This is a genomic window from Rhodococcus sp. T2V, assembly GCF_029269925.1.
GTDB lineage: Bacteria > Actinomycetota > Actinomycetes > Mycobacteriales > Mycobacteriaceae > Rhodococcus_F > Rhodococcus_F koreensis.
Genome location: NZ_JARJBD010000076.1, coordinates 1 through 19,071, shown reverse-complemented (window position 1 = coordinate 19,071; position 19,071 = coordinate 1). Strand labels below are relative to the sequence as shown.

General features: G+C 59.8%; 14 protein-coding genes and 1 pseudogene. 11 read left to right on the top strand and 4 right to left on the bottom strand.

Annotated features, from left to right (window positions below; translation table 11 throughout):
* Position 1: 1 nt before the first annotated feature.
* From P3H15_RS39950 to P3H15_RS39940, 3 genes are read right to left on the bottom strand one after another with little or no spacing between them, the layout of a single operon-like run.
* Positions 2-1,144: a thiolase gene (locus P3H15_RS39950; RefSeq protein WP_276142328.1), complete on the bottom strand. Its 1,143-nt coding sequence runs from the start codon at positions 1,142-1,144 to the stop codon at positions 2-4.
* Positions 1,141-1,551 carry a Zn-ribbon domain-containing OB-fold protein gene (locus tag P3H15_RS39945; protein ID WP_276142327.1) on the bottom strand — a complete coding sequence of 137 codons (411 nt, stop codon included), beginning with the start codon at positions 1,549-1,551 and terminating at the stop codon, positions 1,141-1,143. Before P3H15_RS39945 ends, P3H15_RS39950 begins: the two co-directional genes overlap by 4 nt.
* A gap of 22 nt (positions 1,552-1,573) precedes the next feature.
* Positions 1,574-3,727: a CoA transferase gene (locus tag P3H15_RS39940; protein WP_276142326.1), complete on the bottom strand. Its 2,154-nt coding sequence runs from the start codon at positions 3,725-3,727 to the stop codon at positions 1,574-1,576.
* Between the two features lie 366 nt (positions 3,728-4,093).
* Between P3H15_RS39940 and P3H15_RS39935 the strand changes: the two genes are divergently transcribed.
* The 4 genes and pseudogenes from P3H15_RS39935 to P3H15_RS39920 form a co-directional block, all read left to right on the top strand.
* Entirely contained in the window at positions 4,094-5,002 is a 909-nt protein-coding gene (locus tag P3H15_RS39935; protein WP_276142325.1) for an SDR family NAD(P)-dependent oxidoreductase, read from the top strand.
* A 5-nt stretch (positions 5,003-5,007) separates the two neighbouring features.
* Positions 5,008-5,865 carry a MaoC/PaaZ C-terminal domain-containing protein gene (locus tag P3H15_RS39930; protein ID WP_276142324.1) on the top strand — a complete coding sequence of 286 codons (858 nt, stop codon included), beginning with the start codon at positions 5,008-5,010 and terminating at the stop codon, positions 5,863-5,865.
* A 105-nt stretch (positions 5,866-5,970) separates the two neighbouring features.
* The gene (locus tag P3H15_RS39925) at positions 5,971-6,654 is read left to right on the top strand and encodes a TetR/AcrR family transcriptional regulator (protein ID WP_276142323.1); all 684 of its coding nucleotides are present in this window, start codon (positions 5,971-5,973) and stop codon (positions 6,652-6,654) included.
* An 867-nt stretch (positions 6,655-7,521) separates the two neighbouring features.
* Positions 7,522-7,744, top strand: a pseudogene (locus tag P3H15_RS39920) (transposase); the annotation flags it as partial.
* Between the two features lie 109 nt (positions 7,745-7,853).
* Here the strand turns inward: P3H15_RS39920 and pabB are convergent.
* Positions 7,854-9,758, bottom strand: coding sequence for an aminodeoxychorismate synthase component I (gene pabB / locus P3H15_RS39915; protein ID WP_276142322.1), 1,905 nt, complete (start codon positions 9,756-9,758; stop codon positions 7,854-7,856).
* A gap of 466 nt (positions 9,759-10,224) precedes the next feature.
* Here pabB and P3H15_RS39910 point away from each other — a divergent pair, with 466 nt between their 5' ends.
* From P3H15_RS39910 to folP, 7 genes are all read left to right on the top strand, one after another.
* Positions 10,225-11,475: an acyl-CoA dehydrogenase family protein gene (locus P3H15_RS39910; RefSeq protein WP_276142321.1), complete on the top strand. Its 1,251-nt coding sequence runs from the start codon at positions 10,225-10,227 to the stop codon at positions 11,473-11,475.
* A gap of 42 nt (positions 11,476-11,517) precedes the next feature.
* Positions 11,518-12,027: a DoxX family protein gene (locus tag P3H15_RS39905; protein ID WP_276142320.1), complete on the top strand. Its 510-nt coding sequence runs from the start codon at positions 11,518-11,520 to the stop codon at positions 12,025-12,027.
* 56 nt (positions 12,028-12,083) lie between these two features.
* Positions 12,084-12,518, top strand: a complete 435-nt coding sequence (locus P3H15_RS39900) for a nitroreductase family deazaflavin-dependent oxidoreductase (RefSeq protein WP_276142319.1) — start codon at positions 12,084-12,086, stop codon at positions 12,516-12,518.
* 1,451 nt (positions 12,519-13,969) lie between these two features.
* Positions 13,970-15,328 (top strand): hypothetical protein, encoded by a 1,359-nt coding sequence (locus tag P3H15_RS39895; protein WP_276142318.1) that lies wholly within the window; start codon positions 13,970-13,972, stop codon positions 15,326-15,328.
* A gap of 91 nt (positions 15,329-15,419) precedes the next feature.
* Positions 15,420-16,313, top strand: a complete 894-nt coding sequence (locus P3H15_RS39890; protein ID WP_276142317.1) for a methylenetetrahydrofolate reductase — start codon at positions 15,420-15,422, stop codon at positions 16,311-16,313.
* 59 nt (positions 16,314-16,372) lie between these two features.
* Positions 16,373-17,242, top strand: a complete 870-nt coding sequence (gene purU / locus P3H15_RS39885; RefSeq protein WP_276142354.1) for a formyltetrahydrofolate deformylase — start codon at positions 16,373-16,375, stop codon at positions 17,240-17,242.
* Positions 17,243-17,281: 39 nt separating this feature from the next.
* Positions 17,282-18,142 (top strand): dihydropteroate synthase, encoded by an 861-nt coding sequence (gene folP, locus P3H15_RS39880; protein WP_276142316.1) that lies wholly within the window; start codon positions 17,282-17,284, stop codon positions 18,140-18,142.
* Positions 18,143-19,071 lie beyond the last annotated feature (929 nt).

Here is a 19,071-nt window from a genome sequence, read left to right as displayed (position 1 = left end):
GTCATGGCCGGCTGGGGGAGAGGATCAACGATCCTGCAGCCGAAAACATGCCGCCTACTCCCTGTGCGAAACTGAGTTCGACGTTCGGAACAGGAACCTCTGCGGTGCCCCGGACCTGGCGAACTGACTCTTGAATCGCGAACATTCCATACATTCCGGTGTGGGTGTAGGCAAGGCCACCGCCGTTGGTGTTCATAGGCAACTTGCCGCCGGGCTCGGTATTCCCCTCCGCAACGAAAGCGCCTGCCTCACCGGGTTTCACGAAGCCCAGGTCCTGAAGCCCGTAAAGGGGGATGTGGGCGAAGGCGTCGTAGACCATGAGGTGGTCGATGTCGTCCGGACCGACGCCCGCCTGGCGGAATGCTTCCGAGCCGGAATCGCGGAAAGATTGAGAGGACGTGAAGTCATGCATCTGCGACACTGCACTGCTCTCGACGCTTTCGCCGGTACCCATGATGTAAACGGGCTTCCCGGGAAGGTCCGCAGCGCGCTCCGCCGACGTGACAATCAGTGCGCCTCCCGCGTCGGTGACCACGCAGCACTCAGCCCGGGTGAATGGGTAGGCGATCATCGGCGACGCCAGAACCTCATCGACCGTGATCGGTGCTTTCCGGAATGCGCGGGGATTCTGGCTCGCCCACTTACGTTGTGCAACTGCAACACTCGCAAGCTGCTCATGGGAGATGTCCATATCCTTCATGAATCGCAGCGCAGGAACAGTAAACATCGTTGCGAAGGAACCGGTGCCATAAGGCCGTTCGAACTGCCCCATCGAACTGCTGGGCGCAATGCTGATCGGACCTTCACCCACTCGCGAACGTCCCGATTCGCCGTGCGTGATGAGAACAGCGGTCGCCATACCTGCGGTGATGGCTGCAGCGGCGTGGCGGACATGCAGGAAATACGAGCAACCACCAACCATGGTCGAGTCGACCCAACGCGGACGAATTCCCAGTACATGGGCAACTTCAGTCGGCCAGATATTAGGGCCTGCAACGCCATCGATGTCAGACGGCGATAGTCCGGCGTCGCGCAGTGCATTGCGCGCGGCTTCGAGATGCAGACTCAACGCAGACTGGTCGGGGAGAACGCCAATGTCGTCAGTCTCAGCTGCACCGACGATCGCGATCGATCCAGGTTTCATGCGGCAACCCCGGCGGGAGTGAACACGGGCACCGTAATGCCCTCGCGCTGCTGGAAAGCCACCTTCAAGGGCATGTCCAAAACAAGGTTCTCCGGCGTATTCGGGATTCCGACGATGTTCGTCATCATTCTGGGACCTTCCGCGAGTTGGACGACGGCTATGGCGTATGGAACTTCGTCCAAGAAGCCAGGAATGGGAACGTGGCTGATGTTGTAGGAGTACAAAGTTGCGTCTCCCGAGACGGTTACCCACTCGACCGGACCGTCGATGACGAACGGCGAGTAGAGGCGAGGGTAGAAGAAGTATCTTCCGGTCGTGACGCAGCGCTGGATTCGCAGCTCACCGCGGGCTGCGCCGTCCCAGAACGGCTGTGTCTCCGGCGTTGGTTCCGGCAGGGGTTTGGGCATGATTAGCCATCCTCGATGTTTGCTAGCGGTAGGGCGGTGTGAAGTGCAGCGCGAGTGGTCCGCCGACCACGACCGTCCCCGCGGCTGTGAGCTCATTGATGCGTTCGTTCGAGATGCCTGCCTCCGTCAGGAGCTCGGCGGTGTGTTCGCCGAGTCCTGGCGCATTCGGACGCGGGGCTTGTGGAGTTCGCGAGAACCGCGCATAGCGACCAGGTTGGGTGTACGCGACTCCGTCGAGCGTCGTGCTGCGCTGCATCAGACCCTGTTCGTGTAGGTAGTCGTCGGCAGCGATCTCACGAGCGGTACGCGTCGGAACGGCAGGGATGTCGTGTGAGGCGCACCAGCAAAGCGCTTCGGCTGTGTTGCGGCTCGCAATTTCGGATTCGAACGTCGACGGATTGATCCCGGTCTCGCGATCAACGGCCTGAACACGAACGAAACCGTCTTTTGTGCTGTAGATGTAATCGGCGGGGTTCGGTCCGGCGAAATCCCGGCCACCCACGGGGGGAGCGGGGCGAGTGGTGTATTCGGTGAGGGCGCTCAACTGTAGGAATGCGGCGGTGCCCGCCAGTGAGGTCGAGAGCTGCCTCACGTGACCGAAGCGAGTGCGATCGAGCAGACCGAGGACTGCGGTAAACGCACCGATCACTGCAGTTGTGTGGTCGTTGACCGGCACGGAGAGAACCACCGGCTCTGCTTCTCCGCCTTGGGCGATCATGGTCCCGGCAGCTGCTTGCAGGACAGTGTCGTAGCCGGGTAGCGCGGCCAGTGGACCGCTCTCACCGTAGGCTGTGACGCCGAGACTGATCGCTCGCGGGTTCAGAGACGCGAGTCGATCGCTACCGAGTCCTAGGCGATTCATGACCCCGAGGCGGAAGTTGTTCACGACGACGTCCACGTCGGCGACGACCTCACTGAGAGCGGCGCGACCCTCATCCGTGCTCAAATCGATTGCAAGACTTCGAGTACCGCGGTTGAAGATGAATCCTGTCATCCGCCATGGATCGCCGGAAGGTGGCTCGACCTTGATGACGTCGGCGCCGAGTTCGGCCAACAGTGCTGCGGCGTACGGGCCGGCAACGAAGGTTCCGAGTGACGCTACCCGTACGCCATCCAGAGGTCCATTGCCGTTTCCGGCAGCGGGAGGAGCTGGATCGCCTGCTCGTCGGTGCACTGAGGTGATCGGCACATTGGGCAGACGAACTGATCCGAGACGAGAGTGGTCGATGTTCCGGACCATGCCGATCGCCGCTATCTGCTCACCGGCGAACCATTCCTCGCGTGTTTGCAGCAAGGTGCACGGAATGTCGGCGGCTTCCAGTATGGAGATCCAGTCTTCGGCTGACTTGGATGCGAACAGCTCAGTGAAGTAGCGCTGTGCCCACTCGTAGTTGGTCGGAGTCCACAGTCCGTCGAGTCGCCCACCTACCCGCTCGTCGTCGAGGAGGTGGGTGGATCCGGTCGCTTCAAGTGTGGCGAGACCGAACTTCGGTCCCAGTGCGCCGACGAAAAACCACTTGCCGTCAGCAGCACGGTAACGGGTGTATAGGGCATTGAGACCACCGGGTCCAATAGCGCGCGACGGCGTCGGAAGGCCTTCCTCGCGTGCATACAGATAGCCGAGGAAGATGTTGGCGGCATGTGCGCCGCTGACTTCGATGGTCTGGCCCTTTCCTGACCGTTCGCGTTCGATCAAAGCGGCGGTAGTGCACGTGGCAGCCCAGATGGCCTGCGTGATCGTGACATATGGATAGACGTGGGCTACCGGATTCCCGGAATACGAGGCTTGGATGGCTGACAGACCGGTGAAGGCGTGTAGTAGCTCCGGTGACTCAGCCCCTCCATTCCAGGGAGTGTAATCGCTGGTGTACGGCGGGGTGACGGTCACGATCGTGTGAGTTGAAGCCGCCGTGTGCGCGTCAGAGATGTCGTCGACGAAGCAAACGTCGAAGTCTGAATGTTCCGTATCGTCGGTGCTATGGGCTGCGGTGGGCTCCACAAAGGACTTGGCATGATCGGCGAAAACCAAATCCGGCCGGTTGGCGTCCGCGGCGATCGATGCGTCAGGCGTGACACGAACAACGTCCGCGCCAAACTCGGCTAGCAGTCCGCTACCGAGTCGACCGGCCAAGCCGGTGGTGAGGTCGAGGACACGGATGCCCTTCAAAGGCTTCATGTGGTCACCCTTCAGAGCAGCTGGCGGTGTCGGCTCACGAAGATCGCAGTCGACGGCCCTACGCGAGATTGTTCTAGAATAGTGCTTCAATATTTTCTCTGAGTCAAGAGTCACACATTCTGGGTCGGCGTGACTGTCGTCGCGTTGCTGGGTCGACTCACGCGTTGCCGAACTGCATGGAAGTGCTCTGCGACGAGTTTTTCGTATGCGTTGACCAGAGTAATGTTCTAGTATTAGATTCTAGTTCTGATCAGCGCCGCCCACTTCGCGCATTCGGCCAACGGCTGCCATCCCGATGCCGTACCCCGCGCAAGCGTCGTTGTACACACCACATCAGAGCGAACCAGCTCGAAAGGACGGCATCAAATGTCAGAAAGATTGGCAGGCCGCGTTGTCATCGTCACCGGCGCAGGGCGAGGTCTCGGAAGAGAACACGCTCTGCTGGCCGCGCGCGAGGGTGCCTCGGTTGTCGTCAATGACCTCGAGGACGGCGATGGGAAGGGACCTGCTCACGACGTAGTGGCGGAGATCGTGGCGTTCGGAGGCCGAGCAGTCGCAGACGGCCATTCGGTTACCGGCTGGGATTCGGCAAAAGAGATCATCCAGACAGCGCTCACTTCGTTCGGCAGACTCGACGGTGTAGTCAGCAATGCAGGATTCCTCCGGGACCGCATGCTGACGAATATGTCCGAAGCCGAATGGGACGATGTCGTCAAGGTCCACCAGTACGGAACGTTCTACATCTTGCGGCATGCCGCCGAGTACTGGCGGGCACAGCACAAAGCCGGTGAACACGTCGACGCCTCGGTTGTCACCACGACAGCCATTTCCGGGTTGCATAGTCACATCGGACAGGTGAACTACGGAGCTGCAAAGGCTGCTATAGCACTAATGACTCTGGCGTCTGCTCGTGAACTGGGCCGCTACGGGGTCCGCGTCAACGCCATCTCTCCGCTTGCCCAAACGAGGCTCACCATGGGGATTTCCGCGAGTGGCGATCACGAGGCCTCTGATGCGGGGCCTGATCTGTCGCCCGGCCACGTTTCGCCGCTGGTTGTGTGGTTGCTCGGCAACGGCAGCACCGCTACTGCGCAGGTCTATGGGGTATTCGGACGAGAAATTCACCGCTACCACACCGGATGGCAGGCGGCCGAGGGCGCGCACTCCGACTACGACTGGACAGTCGAGTCGGTGGGAGCGGCAGTGCAAGGATGGCCGGATCAGTTCGATCCAGGCCGGGTTCCGGGACTCCCCACCGAAGTAGCGACGAGCTGATCGTTATGGAAATCGGAAACCACCTCATCGGACATCAGTTGCAGTCCGTGGCGAGCACCTGGGACGATAACGACACCAGGCTCTATGCAATCGCCGTTGGTGCAGGAAGTGCTGATCCACTACAGGAACTACACTTCACAACTCAGAACAGTCTGGATGTAACACAACGTGTGCTCCCGACCTTTGGCGTGATCCAAGGCTGTCAAGTGGGTATCGGCGGACCGCTGACAGAGCTACCCGACCTCGACCTTTCGCGTATGTTGCATGGCCACCAAGAGATCGAGCTACATCAGGATCTGCCAGTTGCTGCGAGCGTTGTCACGAGCGGAGAGATCACCGCCGTATGGGACAAGGGCAAGGCAACTGTGATGGAAACCGAGACTGCGATCACCGACGCCGAAACAGGAGTGAGGTATGTGACCTCTCGTCAATCGCTATTCTTCCAAGGATACGGAGGCTGGGGTGGTGAACGTGGGCCTCGGGCCGCGAACGCGGTTCCAGATGCGAAGCCGGATCTGACTCTGACCTTTCAAACCCGAGCGGACCAAGCTCTGTTGTATCGGTTGACCGGCGACTGGAATCCGCTTCACTCCGACCCCAAGTATGCGCAGGCTGCAGGTTTCCCTCGACCGATCCTGCACGGCTTGTGCACTTATGGAATAGTCGGTCGTCTCCTGCTTAACGAACTCGGCGGTGGGGAAACGAGTAGTTTGCGTAGCTTCGGTGGCCGTTTCTCAGCTCCGGCCTATCCAGGAGACGATCTGACAGTCAACGTATGGAGTACTGGGAAAGAGCACACCTTCGTCGTCACCAACCAGAACGATGAAGTCCTTCTCTCGAACGGTTCGTTCGCCACGAACTGACGGTTCGACTAGCCTCGTTACTGCTCGATTGCAGGCCGCCGCGTAACCTTGATCGGACCGGGTCGACATATGGACTTGACCCGGCCCGATTTGGACGCGGCTCTAGTGGCCGTCAAGCAGGCGCGGAAAGGATCTGTGGGAACGGTGAGCCAAGCGGCGAGACCAACGTCGACTGAAAGTCGGGACCCGAACCAGGCAACGGACCGCAAGGGCGAGTGGCGCCGTTCCGCCCAAACCAAGTCAGCAGTAACCGATGCAGCTCGCAGGCTATTCAACGACCAGGGATACGAGAACACGAGCATCCACGACATCGTTCGCGAGTCCGGTGTAAGTGTGGGGAGTATCTATCATCAATTCGGTGGGAAAAGCGAAGTCCTCCGGGCGCTAGTGAACATGTCGATGTCGCGACATAAAGCTGTGTCCTCTCAGGCGGTCCAAGACGCAATTGCCGATGGCGAAACCGACCCACTCCGTATATACGCTGCCGGAGCAAAAGCGTTTCTGCTCGATACCTGGGAGCATCGTGACATCGATCGTGTGTCTCTGAATTTCGAGGGACCGTCCGACGTTCTAGCAGTATCGCGCGACGACCTTGCACGATTCATTGCAAGCTCCAGCGAGATCGTTCTCGGCAATGCCCCGCTCCCGGATTGCGATAGTTACGCTCTGTTCGGAGTTCTCACCGCCGCCGCACGCCGGCTAGTTGATATCGATGAGCGTGACATGGCCGCTGCTGTAGTCGACTACTTTATCGAGTTGCTTTTGCGAATGGGATCGTCCAAGCCATAGGTGAACCTGAATTCAGGAGATGCGAGGCACTCACTGCGCCCCATGTTCCATCCATGCCGACTCCGATGGCCGGCGGATGTCGACTTTGCACCTCGGTGAAGCATGCCGACACTAGTAGGACTTTGTTGGGTGGGGAAAGTGTGATGGCACAGCGGGCAGGTACCGATCCCAAAGAACAAGTGCGCGTGGGAGTTCGCGGAGAACTGCATCGAGGGTCAGTCCCTGCCCAGCTGCTTTTTGAGTGAGCCATACGCAGGGTGGTGAGAAAACAAGCGTGCGGCAGTGACGAGGGTGGCGTGGTGGCGCAAACCGAGTCAGGATCGCCCTTCGAAATGCCCCAGTCCGAGCCCGGTTGCCGACGACGCGGCCGCGATCACCACCTAGCGGCGGTGGTCCGCGCTCCCCGGCAACGAGCGGCACCGCCGTAAGTGGCAGATGGCCCTGGAGATGATCGAACGAACTCGTCGGATGAGGCCGGATCCCGCCGGTCGTGGTCGGCAGCGCCGGGTACGGCGAGGCGGTCGCGTTCCGTCATGGCATGACCGAGCGCGGCATCGACGTTGTTATCGCCGTCAAGGGGGTCCACCAGCGCCCACGTCGCCGACGCCCCGACAGGGGTGCCGCCGTACTCGGGTCGCAGCCGGCCACTGACCGGGCGTTATGGCCGGCCCACCACCTGCAAGAGCTGGGGCCTGGCCGCCGGAGAGTCGGCCTTGCAGGCGGTGACCTGGCGGCGCGGCAGCAAAGCCGACCCGGCCAGTCCGACGGCGGCGATGCAGTCGTGGGTTCGCGGTGCTGCGTATCCGTCCTGCGAACCGAACCATCCCCGCGGCGAGGACGGAACCCTGCCCGCCCCTGCCCGGGGTGTGGTTGCTCGCTGAATGGCCTACCGCTGCTGACGAGCCGACCGACTACTGGCTCGCCACACTCCCCGAGGACACCGCGCTGCCCGAGCTGGTTCGGTTGGCCAAGATCCGCTGGCGGATCGAGCACGACTTCCGGAAACTGAAATCCGGTCTCGGACTCGACCAATTCGAAGGGCGAACCTGTCTCGGCTTTGCGCCACCACGCCACCCTCGTCACTGCCGCACGCTTGTTTTATTACCACCCTGCGTATGGCGATGCGGTCGAGGGTCGGATCGAGCTTGGTCGATGGCGCCGGCAACTACACATCTGCGGACGCGGAAGGTCGAGCACAATCACCTCCGGGCGGCATCGAGTCTCTGTTCACCAGCGGTCGAGGACAAGTCGCTACCTGCAGATGGCGACTGTGGCCGTACCTGTGCATCAACGAATTGCGCAGTGCACCAACCTTGTAAGGAATTTATCACTGCAACGGAAGCAGCGTTGTTCAGTTGCTCGACGGTCATCGCCAGCTCGCTCAACGTACCCTCGTCCAGCAGTCGCTGTCTTTCGACTCCAGGTAGACATCCACTCTCCAACGGTGGGGTCACCCAACGCCCGTCGACGAGCACGGCAAGGTTGCCCGTGCAAGTCTCCATGACCTCACCTGCTTCATTCGTGAGCACCACGTCATCGAACTGCGGCATCGATTCCAGTCGACGGGTGTAAGGAGTACGGAGGCTGGTCTTGTGTCTCGACCAGCAAGTTGCGGTGTCGATCGGATCAGGATGCAGCGCCAGCTTCAGCGGACGAGAGTCTGGGCGAGGGAGGGCAGTCTCGTCGATCTCGACATGACCATTGCGAAACAGCATAATTCGCACGCGCGACGCCGACTCAAGATGGGTTAGGTGAGCTTCCAGTGAACGGCGAATCAGTCCTGAGTCGTACGCGAACCCGAAGTAATGGGCAGAATCCTCGGCCCGTCGCAAATGTGCATCGAGCGACTTAACTACGCCGTGTCCTTCGTGACGCATGGTCTCGATCAGGTGGAAGTCTTCGGGTCGTGACTGCAGTATCTGCGCTTTCGTCAGTACTTCCGCATACTCGGATGCTGCGTCGGAGTTCCACGTGATACCCCCGCCAGCACCATAGGTGGCCGCACCCGTACTGCGGTCTACCACCACCGTGCGAATCGCCACAGAGAATCTTGCGCGAAAACCGGCGTTGGCTGGAGCGACTATGCCGATTGCGCCGCAATAGATTCCCCGCGGCCCATCTTCGATCTTCTTGATCAGCTCCATGGTGCGTTGCTTAGGTGCTCCGGTTATTGACCCGCAAGGAAACAGCGCCCGAAAGATTTGAGACAGTGGCATCTGTGCATCATCGAGTTCGGCGGTGACATCGGAGGTGAGTTGATGGACGGTCTCATATCGTTCGGCCCTCAACAGCGCAGGTACAGAGACAGTCCCGAGGCGTGCGATACGGGCCAGATCATTGCGAACCAGATCGACGATCATGATGTTCTCGGCCTGCTCCTTGGGGCTAGCTGTCAACCGCGCAACAGCGAGGTTGTCCTCGGATCTGGTACGTCCTCGACGGGCCGTTCCTTTCATTGGCTTCATCCGCAGTTGGGACCCTTGCAGTTCGAAGAACAGCTCTGGGCTGGCGCTGGCGACCGTATATCCACCGATCTCTAGGAAGGCGTTGTAACGCCCCTTCTGGGACAGTGCGAGGTCGCGGTACAACTCGGCGCTGTCGCCGACGAACTGTGTAGTAAATCGTGTTGTGACGTTGCATTGGTACGTCTCGCCCGCCGCAATGTGTGCACGAACAAAGTCTATTGCGCGTTTGTGCTGCTGTTCATCCCAATCAGGTGTCCAGGACACGCTTCTGTTGCGGCGCGATTCGGCCGGTCGGACCGGAGGGATCTTGACGGGTTCATTGGCGATTCCAAACCACACCAGAGGGAGTCCCGGCTCCGAAGGAACAGTCGGAAGCTCAGCATCCAGGGCGCTGGCAGCCTCGTAGGTGACGAAACCGAATGCCCAATAGCCTTCATCCGACAGCCGCTGCACATCATCGAGCGCGTCCGCGACGTCCTCTGGACGCCATGCAACGATTTCACGCTCGATGCTGTCAAACCCCAGAGCTGTTCCCGCGACGAGATCGTCGAACCGTGCGGATGCCGTGTTCGCTCGCTCCACATCCGACTCCTCGACATGGCGGGACTGATTGAAAGGATTTGCTTGCGGAAACTCCACTGGCGAATGCCAAACTTGCCGTGCAGTACGAAACTATTCCGACGTGCAACCTGGCGCCTTGGACAGAGTCCGCGGTTGTAGACCACTTGGCACCAACTATGTCACACGATGGCACTGACACGACAGTGCGGTGGTACTCCGTCGACTCCCTCCGCGACGACAACGCAGGCCCCGCACAGGGAATCCGCCGCCGGCCGGGGTCGCCAACTCAGACGATGAACTGCGACAGATTCTCGAAGACTGCAACTCTCGCGTTTTGAGGCCGGGCGAGCCCATTTGTTCTGCAACACAACGGCCGCGATGTGTATTTGATGCGCCCTCCAGTGACTGCACTCCAGCGATCGTGCAACCCTCAATAGACACTGCGAACCGACTTAGAACACCGTGTTGAATCATGGCGGAGATTGGTGAAGGTCTCGCACTGCACCGTTGTCAATACTTTGCACCGATCGAAGGAGATTTCCTCGTGAGCGTAGACACCTCGATTCCGGCGGCAACCGTGCCGGTTCCCGCCCCCAATCTCACGGCTGAGCAGATCATCGCCGCTGCTGTTGCGCTGCGTCCGCAACTTCGTGCGGAACAGGCGGCCACCGAAGAGCGTGGACGGTACTCGGAAGAAATTCACCACCGGATCGCCGAGGCAGGCCTGTATCGCATGCTTCAGCCTCGCAAGTTCGGCGGATACGAGACCGATTTGGTCAGCTATGTGCGGGCAATGATCGAGATTTCTCGCGGGTGTCCGTCGAGCGGATGGCACCTCTCGGTCGCTTCGGGGCACCCGTTGATCGTGGGCAAGTTCTTCAGCGAGAAAGCGCAAGCTGAGTTGTTCGGCGAAGGCCACTTTCTCGCTCCGATGAGCGGCGCTGGAATCGGCGCCAGCTTCAAAAAAGTCGACGGTGGCTATGTCGTCAATGGCAAGTTCGCTTTCGCTTCGGGCATTCCGTACGCCACCCATTTCATGGGATTCCAACCCGATCCGGAATCGGAGACACCTCGCAATTTGGTTTTCGCCATTCCGCGGGGCGAGGGCTACACCATGCTGGATGACTGGGGCGACCTTATCGGTCTGAAGGGAAGCGGATCCAACAGCGTCGAAGTGCATAACGCCTTCGTGCCCGATCACTTTGTTGCACCGCTTGTCTCACCGCCGACTGAGACCATCGACACAAAGGGCAGCGTGGGGTACAAGCTTCATGGAAACCCTCTGTTCGCGACTTCATTCTTGGTCCTCGCTTCGCTCGAATTCGCATCGATCCACGTCGGCACAGCCCGAGCTGCTCTCGACGAGTTCGACAGCATCGTCTCCAAGACCAAGGTCATTCGGGGTGTCGAAACACCCCCCCGTTACGAGAATGCCGACATCCAGCGGGTATACGGAACGGCGCTTGCGAAGATCGACGCGGCCAACTCCATAGTGCTGCAGGTGGCACGGTCTATCGAGGACTCCGTCGCAGCGGCTGTAGGAGGAGGCGACCCGGTTACCCCTGAAACCACATTGCGTCACTACGGCGAGCTTGCCATGATTTGGGATTTGGTATGGTCGGCTGTAGAAGAGCTGTACCGAAAGTCCAGCTCCACCGCATCGCGAGACGGACAAGCAATGCAGCGGTACTGGCGGGACCTGTGCGCATTCCGCAGCAACGGGATTCACCAGTTCGACTTCCGCGCTCAAGCGGCAGCCCATGCGCACTTCGGCCTGCCCATCCGATTCTGGTGAGACAGCTCAAGGCCCTTGGTAACGACTGAACTAAGGAGAGGGATGGATATCGGCTTGCTACTCTTGAGGCTGCTTGTCGCGGCGACCCTTTGGGTGCATTCCACGCAGAAGCTTCTGGGTTGGTTCGGCGGTCCGGGAGTAGCCAAAGCGAGTGAGGGCTTCGAGGGGCTTGGAATCCGACCTGGACGGCCGATGGTTCTATTTGCCGTTGTCGCTGAGTTGAGTGGTTCGGTCTTGCTTCTACTAGGCCTCGCAACTCCTGCCGGCGCAGCGATCATTGCGGGAACGATGTTGGTTGCCGGACTGTTGGTGACCATCGCCAAGGGCACGCCGTGGTACATCTTAGGTGGCGGGGAGTACCCATTCTTCCTTGCCGTTGTTGCGGCGGCGCTCGCATTCACGGGGCCGGGTAGATGGTCACTTGACGCTGCTTTCGACCTTCCATGGACATCGGTTGGTGAGGGCACCTCTACTCTCATCGGGGCCGCAGCAACGGCAATTGCCATTGTGGCGGCGCTCGTGCCGGTTGCGCGAGCCCGCACGGCGGCGTGAAGACAAGAGCGTCGACGACAAGGTGGTTTGTATCAATGGGAAAACTGGAGGCACCGATGGCCGACGAGACGCCAGGACTCAGTCCGCGAGCATGGGTTCGTGAACAGACCGAGACCATTCTCGCAACTGGGACAACCGACGGCCAGGAGGTGATGGGAAAACCGGTCGTACTGCTGACCCTGCGCGGCGCAAAGTCCGGACAGCTTCGGTACACGCCGTTGATGCGCGTCGAGCACGAGGGTGAATATGCCGCGGTGGCATCGAAGGGCGGGGCACCTGAACATCCGTTGTGGTACTACAACATCAGGGCGCATCCCGAGTTCACGCTCCAGGATGGGAAAGTTACCAAGACCTACCGGGCTCGCGAGCTGTCCGGGGACGAACGGGCGAAGTGGTGGGACATAGCAGTAGAGGCGTACCCGCCTTATGCCGACTACCAGGCGAAGACCGAACGCGAGATACCCGTGTTCGTGTTGGAACCGATCGCCTGACAGCAGATCTCGCTCCCTCAGCGCCATCGACGACGGCGATTTCAAATTGGCAATCCCCGATCATCGCGTGATTGTTCCTTCGATGGTCGGGAGTTCTCCGTTTGAGATCGCACACGGACCCGCGTTCGATCCAGGTGACGATCGCAAGGCGCATTACTTCCCGAGTGGACCATTGCAGGGGTTGAAGGTGCACTTCTGCAGGAGATCGAGGCACGATTGTATGACGGCACCTTCACGACATGTCCGAGCGTCCGACTCGTCGCATCCATCCCTCCAAACCGATGTGGGTTTGAACTTCCGCATTGGCGCGTGAGCGAAGCTGGCGGTCGCGATCCTAGTGGACAATAGTCGTATTCGGATCGGGTAGGCGGATTGCATTGCGAACAGCAGGTAGAGCTTGTCCTCGTTGGTGCGTCGTTCGGCGATGGCGGTCAGCCACAATATGTGGGTCTGCCGCGGGCAGAGTCACGAGCAATCATGTCGTCGTGAACCGGCGCGTCCGACCTGCGACGTCGTCGGAGGTTCCTGGCAAAGGCCGACCAGATCCTCAGCCGCGAAAACATCTGCCGGACCCGGTTCTCGCCAGCCGTGACGCTGCCGTGACTGGGTAGTTCGTCGGTGATAAATCGGTACCCGAACCCTGGAAGGTCTGCGTGGACATCGACGACCACGCTGACCAGGAGAACGTCATCCCAGTCGCGCTGTGAGGCCGGATCGCGGTATCACTCGGATAACCTCAGGTGGAGAAGTCCAGCACCCGGGGCAGGTCATTGCGCCGGGGATAAAAACGGCGGCGAGACCGAGGGCCAGAGAATACGGCATTCTGGGGGCGGTTCGCAAGCGAGGAACATGGCCGCCTTTCTCAGGAGTTCGCTTCTCCTGTTCGCGCAGACGGTGGAGTTGGCGCAGCTCATGGAGTTCCGCGGACCTCCGATGGTTACGCCGGGGCGAACCGTCCTCGATGTTGGCCGTGTTGAGCCAGTTGTGGAACACGGCCGCGAAGATTCCGCAGTCCTTGGCTACCTGCGTCCAAAGCGCTTGCCACTTATGGACAACCGGCACGACATGACGGCGAAACCCTGAGGGATAGGGCCCGACCATGATTGACGATCCGTCCAAGCTCGAAGGAATCCTCACTTGTCAGAAGTCAGCCAAAGTTGGCAGTCCTAATCGTCCTACCCCGCAGCTTTCCTGGTTTGTATAGTCCGCACAATGCGCGTCCGATCTTATTGAGTTGCGGACCATAGGTTTCGAGCAATCCGCAATCTAGCTTTGAGTACAGAGAGTTGCGGCAGGAATTAGCCGTGCCGGCGTCGGGATCAATCGGTGAATCCGACGGCATTGCGGTCGCATTGTCACCCCCATTCCGATGCGCATCCGCATGCCATGCGGAGGTTGTCGCACTCCGCACCCTAGAACAGATCGCAGCATGCGACGACGAGAGGACGGGAATGTCCCTTCAAGATCGAATCGATGAGTACGGCTCTCCACTGAGCTTGCTGTTCAAGAACAGCCCTCCGTGGAGCAGGAACGACACCTTTCCCTTTTATCCGGTAATTCATACCAACTGGCGCGACGAGCAGCGCGCGTGGACTGAAACGGCCGTCCTTTTCAATCAGTCGTTCCACATGCCCGATCTATTCATCAGCGGCCCCGATACTGTCCGGTTGCTGCAGGAAACATCGGTCAACAGCTACAAAAACTTCCGTCTGGGCCTAGCCAAGCAGTACCTCGCCGTCAACGAAGAGGGCTACTTCCTCGGAGACGCGATCATGGTGCCCCTGCACAACGACGAAGTCGTTGTTACGGGAGTTGCATACGCTCTCAACTGGCTCGAATACCAGGCGGAGGTTGGCGGATACGATGTCACGCTGCACCGTGAGGCTGCGAGCAAGGGGCGAACGGATATCGAGAAGCGGTTCTACCGCTACCAACTCGAGGGCCCTAACGCTTGGAAAATCCTCGAGAAGGCAGCTGGCGGGCCACTCGAGCGTATCCGCTTCTTCAACACCGCGGAGTATACGATCGGCGGGCTCCAGGTCCGCGCACTGAACCATACGATGGGCGGAGTGCCGGGCAAGGACGCGACGGGACTGGAGCTGTTCGGTCCGTTCGCGGAGACCGAAGCGTTCCTGAAGATCATTCTCGAGGCGGGTGAGGAATTCGGTCTGTTGCAGGGCGGTTCGCTCGCTTATGCCTCAGCGCAGACGGAGTCCGGGTGGATGGGTGGGGCGCTTCCTGCGGTGTACACTTCGCCGTCCCTTGAAGGCTACCGACGCTGGTTGCCCGACACCGCTCTGGAGAATATGGGTCTGGCAATGCGCAACGGCAGTTACCTGCCGGACACCGTCGAGGGTTACTACTGCACCCCGTGGGACTTGGGGTATGGCCACACTGTCAAGTTCGACCACGACTTCATCGGTCGGGAGGCACTCGAGAAGATTGCTGCGGCACCACCGCGTAAGAAGGTGTGGCTCTCCTGGAACGCGGAAGACACGGCGAGGATTCTGGTCGAAGGCGAACTGGGACAAGTAGGGGCTCCGAAGCCTCTGGAGTCACCTGGCATCTTCAGTCATGACGAGGTTCGCAAAGACGACCGTCTCGTTGGCACGACTCAGTGGCACGGGTACACCGTGAATCTGGGTGGTTGGGTTGCCCTCGCATCTGTGGACACAGAACTGGCCGTCGATGGCGTTGAGCTCGAAATCGTGTGGGGCGATGCTGAAGGCGGCGTCCACAACCCTCGATCGCCGCAGCACACTCTGACCACTGTTCGGGCGAAGGTCCATACAAAGTCGCCGATGAGCTGATGCGTTTGGGGCTGGAACGCGAGCCCCGACCACCGCCGGGCGGGCATCCGCCCGCCCGGCGGTCTCATTGACATACACAAGGAGACCGACGATGGTGAGTCGACCAACCAGTTGGGATTCGAACCAGCGCGGAAAGGCGCGCGACGTTCTCGGACGTCTCGGGTTCGAGGTGATCCCCTTCAAGAAGACCGAAGAAGCTGTTCTCGCACATGTGCCGGTCAGCGTGCCGCTCACGGTTACGGCGTCGCCGGCGAAGGGGCAAGACACTACGGTCGCGCTCGCGGTCGCGCTGACTGCTCGTGGATACGCGGTTACACCGCACCTGTCTGCGCAGTTGGTTCGCGACCGGGCTCATCTCGTCGATGTAGTTGCGAGGTGTCGAGACGCGGGGATCACGAGTGCGTTCGTGGTCGGCGGCGACCGCTCCGAAGATACGACAGATTTTCACGACGCGTTGGCTTTGCTGCGTTCCCTACAAGACCTTGAGCACGGTTTCACGGACATCGGAATCGGAGGGCATCCGGAAGGGCACCCAGCTGTCTCCGAAGAAGTTCTGTACGAGGCTCTGAAAGCCAAAAGTGAATTCGCCACCCACATCACGACACAAATCGTTTTCGACCCCAAAGCGATCTTGGCTTGGGCCAATGAGGTGAAGTCCCGGGGCATCGACCTACCGATAAAGATTGGAGTACCGGGCGCAGTGCACAGACAGAAGCTTCTGCGTGTGTCGACAGGGCTGGGTATCGGACAGTCGGCGGCCTTTCTTCGAAAGCAGCAGAACATGTTCTGGCGTTTCTTCCTACCGGGAGGATACCGGCCGGACAAAATCATCCACGGACTCACTCCACATCTCGGCGAGTCCACACACTCGATTTCGGGCTTTCATGTCTTCTCGTTCAACGATCTGGAGCCCACCGAAGCGTGGCGGCGGCGGTTTGTGGAGAGCTTGGGCGGTAAGACTGCTGCAATACCTCGAGAGATATGACCTAAAATACTGGAGGACAACCGATGTCACTTACTTCTGTGGCCTCAACTCGCGCAGAGATGCCCGCACCGACAGCAAGTGAAAATGGTCGCTTGGTGGTTCGATGCCAGGACCGTCCCGGGGTAGTTTCGGCCGTGAGCACATTCCTGACGAAGGCCGGTGCTAATATTACGGCCCTTGATCAGTTCTCGAATGACGAGGGTGGCACGACCTTCATTCAAAGGACAGAGTTCGGGCTGCCAGGACTTTCGGTTGTCCGTGACGAATTGCACAGCGAGTTCGCAAAGGAAGTAGCCGAAAAGTTTGGCATGGATTTCAGCTTCACGGAGGCCGCCAAACCGAAGCGGGTTGCAATCTTGGTCTCCAAGACCGATCACTGTGTACTCGACTTGCTGTGGAGGCACCGTCGAGGAGAGCTCGACATGAATGTCTCGATGGTGATTTCCAACCATCCCGACCTTGCCGGCGAGGTTCGGGCGTTTGACGTCCCGTACATCCACGTTCCCGCGACCAGTAGCAATCGCGAGGAAGCCGAATCAAGAATTCTCGAGCTACTTCGTGGCAATGTCGATCTCGTTGTGCTCGCGCGATACATGCAGATCATCACCCCGAACTTCCTTGAGCAGGTGGGTTGCCCGCTCATCAACATCCATCACTCATTCCTTCCGGCGTTCATCGGCGCCGGTCCCTACCGGAAGGCAAGGGAACGCGGCGTCAAACTTGTTGGTGCAACTGCTCATTACGTGACTTCCGAGCTCGACGAAGGTCCAATCATTGAACAGGATGTCGTACGGGTCGACCATCGACACCGTACGGACGATCTCGTCCGACTGGGAGCTGACGTCGAACGAGCAGTGCTGTCCAGAGCGGTGCGTTGGCATCTCGAAGATCGGGTTGTGCGGGACGGCAAACACACGATCGTCTTCTGAGTCGTCATGACTGTTCGACTACCTGACAGCACAGCTCCTATGCGACGGAAACATACCACGGATGTACTGGAACTCCGATCGAGGGAGCGGTGCAAGGTTGCCGGAATCTTGAACGTGACACCGGATTCCTTTTCGGATGGAGGCCTGTACTCGGAAACTAGACGAGCCGTGGCGCACGGTCTCGAGATGATCGCGGCGGGAGCAGATTTTGTGGACGTCGGCGGCGAGTCCACCCGGCCAGGTGCGGTTCGCGTCGGTGTCAACGAAGAGCTCCGTCGCATCATTCCGGTCATTGTGCAATTGGTCGATGCGGGCGCTGTCGTGAGTGTGGACACTACGCGTGCGACCGTTGCCGACGCTGCCCTCGCAGCGGGTGCCTCGATCATCAACGACGTGAGCGGCGGATCGGCAGATGAAGCAATGGCATCGGTCGTGGCCTCTGCCGGAGTTCCGTGGGTCCTGACACATTGGCGCGGACCGAGTCGAACCATGGCAGGTGCAGCCCATTACACGGATGTCATTGCCGAGGTGAGGGCCGAGCTGCTTGCCCGCGTCGAGACGGCCCTTGCTGCGGGCGTCGCATCCGAGCAACTCGTTCTGGATCCAGGGCTCGGTTTCGCTAAGCGACCCGAGCACGATCTTGCCTTGCTCGCCGGCCTTCAACGAATTGTCGATCTTGGTTTTCCTGTTCTCGTCGGCGCCTCGCGTAAGAGCTTCATCGGGTCGGTACTGGCCGGATCGGAGAATCCGCGCGACCGCGCAGTCGATCGGGACTCTGCCACAGTGGCGACAACCGCTCTCGCCGCGCATGCTGGGGCCTGGGCGGTTCGAGTTCACGATGTGAGTTCGAACGTCGATGCGGTTCGTCTTGTGGCCGCAATGCGATCGTCCACCATGTGATTCTGGAACACTTCACTATTGGAAGGCGTATCGAGGATTCACCCTTTGCTCCAGTATGGAACGAGAGGTTCCCGGATAGGGGCTGGCAGGTCCCCGATGAGCGCGGCGTACTGGCCGGTGTGAGGTAGCCAGGTGAGGATGCCGACTCGATGCTTGTCGACGTTTTGAAGTCTCGATCACCTCTCTCGCCCAGAGTAGGCTCTTCCAGTGGTTCTCTCAGACGTTCCTCCGCATCCGGTTGCTGACGGATGAGACCGTCGTTCTACGCCGTCTCTGGCAAGACCTCCGATGACCCGACACGGTTCCGGCAGAGCTTCTTCAGCACAGTCGAAATGAACTCGGACCGTTGTTTATCCACAGCACCATGGCGAACCACCCCGCAGCGCGAACGCCATTTCAACTCGTCGGTGACCTGCGGGGTGATTGGACGTTCCACGGTGTTCAACAGAGTCTGCCGGGTATGATCGTCGAGCATTGAGACGATTTGCGCGCTGGAAGGAACAGACGAGGGCCAGGTCTGCGGACGATTGGATCAAACCTTCCAGGCAGTCTCCTTCTAGAGTCGTTGGATTTTCTTTCCGCTCACGTGTATGCACGTTGACGTCTCTCAGATGCGGCCTGGTGCAACGGAACCCATGCAACGGGTTCGTACGCGTATAGTCGCGCAGCGCCGTTCTCAGGGCCGCATCCGGATCCGCCGGCGTTTGGGCGATCGGTGTTCGAGCGAAGGCGTAGGGGAGGCGCAATTTGCTCTGCACGCCAGACATTGCGATATCTCTACGTCCTGACGGACCTTCCGACGGCGCGAACTGTGACGGCTGTGCTCAGAGTCCCCCTTCGCTATCGTGCACAGCACGTCGTTCTCCACCTCGGTCTAGTAGCGTGTCGCTGCTTAGTTCTGCCTTGTTTCGTTTAAGTTGGAGGCGGCA

Bases quoted from the DNA above. Each gene is read 5' to 3' on its own strand.
- P3H15_RS39950 (WP_276142328.1), bottom strand. From the start codon at position 1,144: ATGAAACCTGGATCGATCGCGATCGTCGGTGCAGCTGAGACTGACGAC.
- P3H15_RS39945 (WP_276142327.1), bottom strand. From the start codon at position 1,551: ATGCCCAAACCCCTGCCGGAACCAACGCCGGAGACACAGCCGTTCTGG.
- P3H15_RS39940 (WP_276142326.1), bottom strand. From the start codon at position 3,727: ATGAAGCCTTTGAAGGGCATCCGTGTCCTCGACCTCACCACCGGCTTG.
- P3H15_RS39935 (WP_276142325.1), top strand. From the start codon at position 4,094: ATGTCAGAAAGATTGGCAGGCCGCGTTGTCATCGTCACCGGCGCAGGG.
- P3H15_RS39930 (WP_276142324.1), top strand. From the start codon at position 5,008: ATGGAAATCGGAAACCACCTCATCGGACATCAGTTGCAGTCCGTGGCG.
- P3H15_RS39905 (WP_276142320.1), top strand. From the start codon at position 11,518: ATGGATATCGGCTTGCTACTCTTGAGGCTGCTTGTCGCGGCGACCCTT.
- P3H15_RS39900 (WP_276142319.1), top strand. From the start codon at position 12,084: ATGGCCGACGAGACGCCAGGACTCAGTCCGCGAGCATGGGTTCGTGAA.
- P3H15_RS39895 (WP_276142318.1), top strand. From the start codon at position 13,970: ATGTCCCTTCAAGATCGAATCGATGAGTACGGCTCTCCACTGAGCTTG.
- P3H15_RS39890 (WP_276142317.1), top strand. From the start codon at position 15,420: ATGGTGAGTCGACCAACCAGTTGGGATTCGAACCAGCGCGGAAAGGCG.
- purU (WP_276142354.1), top strand. From the start codon at position 16,373: ATGCCCGCACCGACAGCAAGTGAAAATGGTCGCTTGGTGGTTCGATGC.
- folP (WP_276142316.1), top strand. From the start codon at position 17,282: ATGCGACGGAAACATACCACGGATGTACTGGAACTCCGATCGAGGGAG.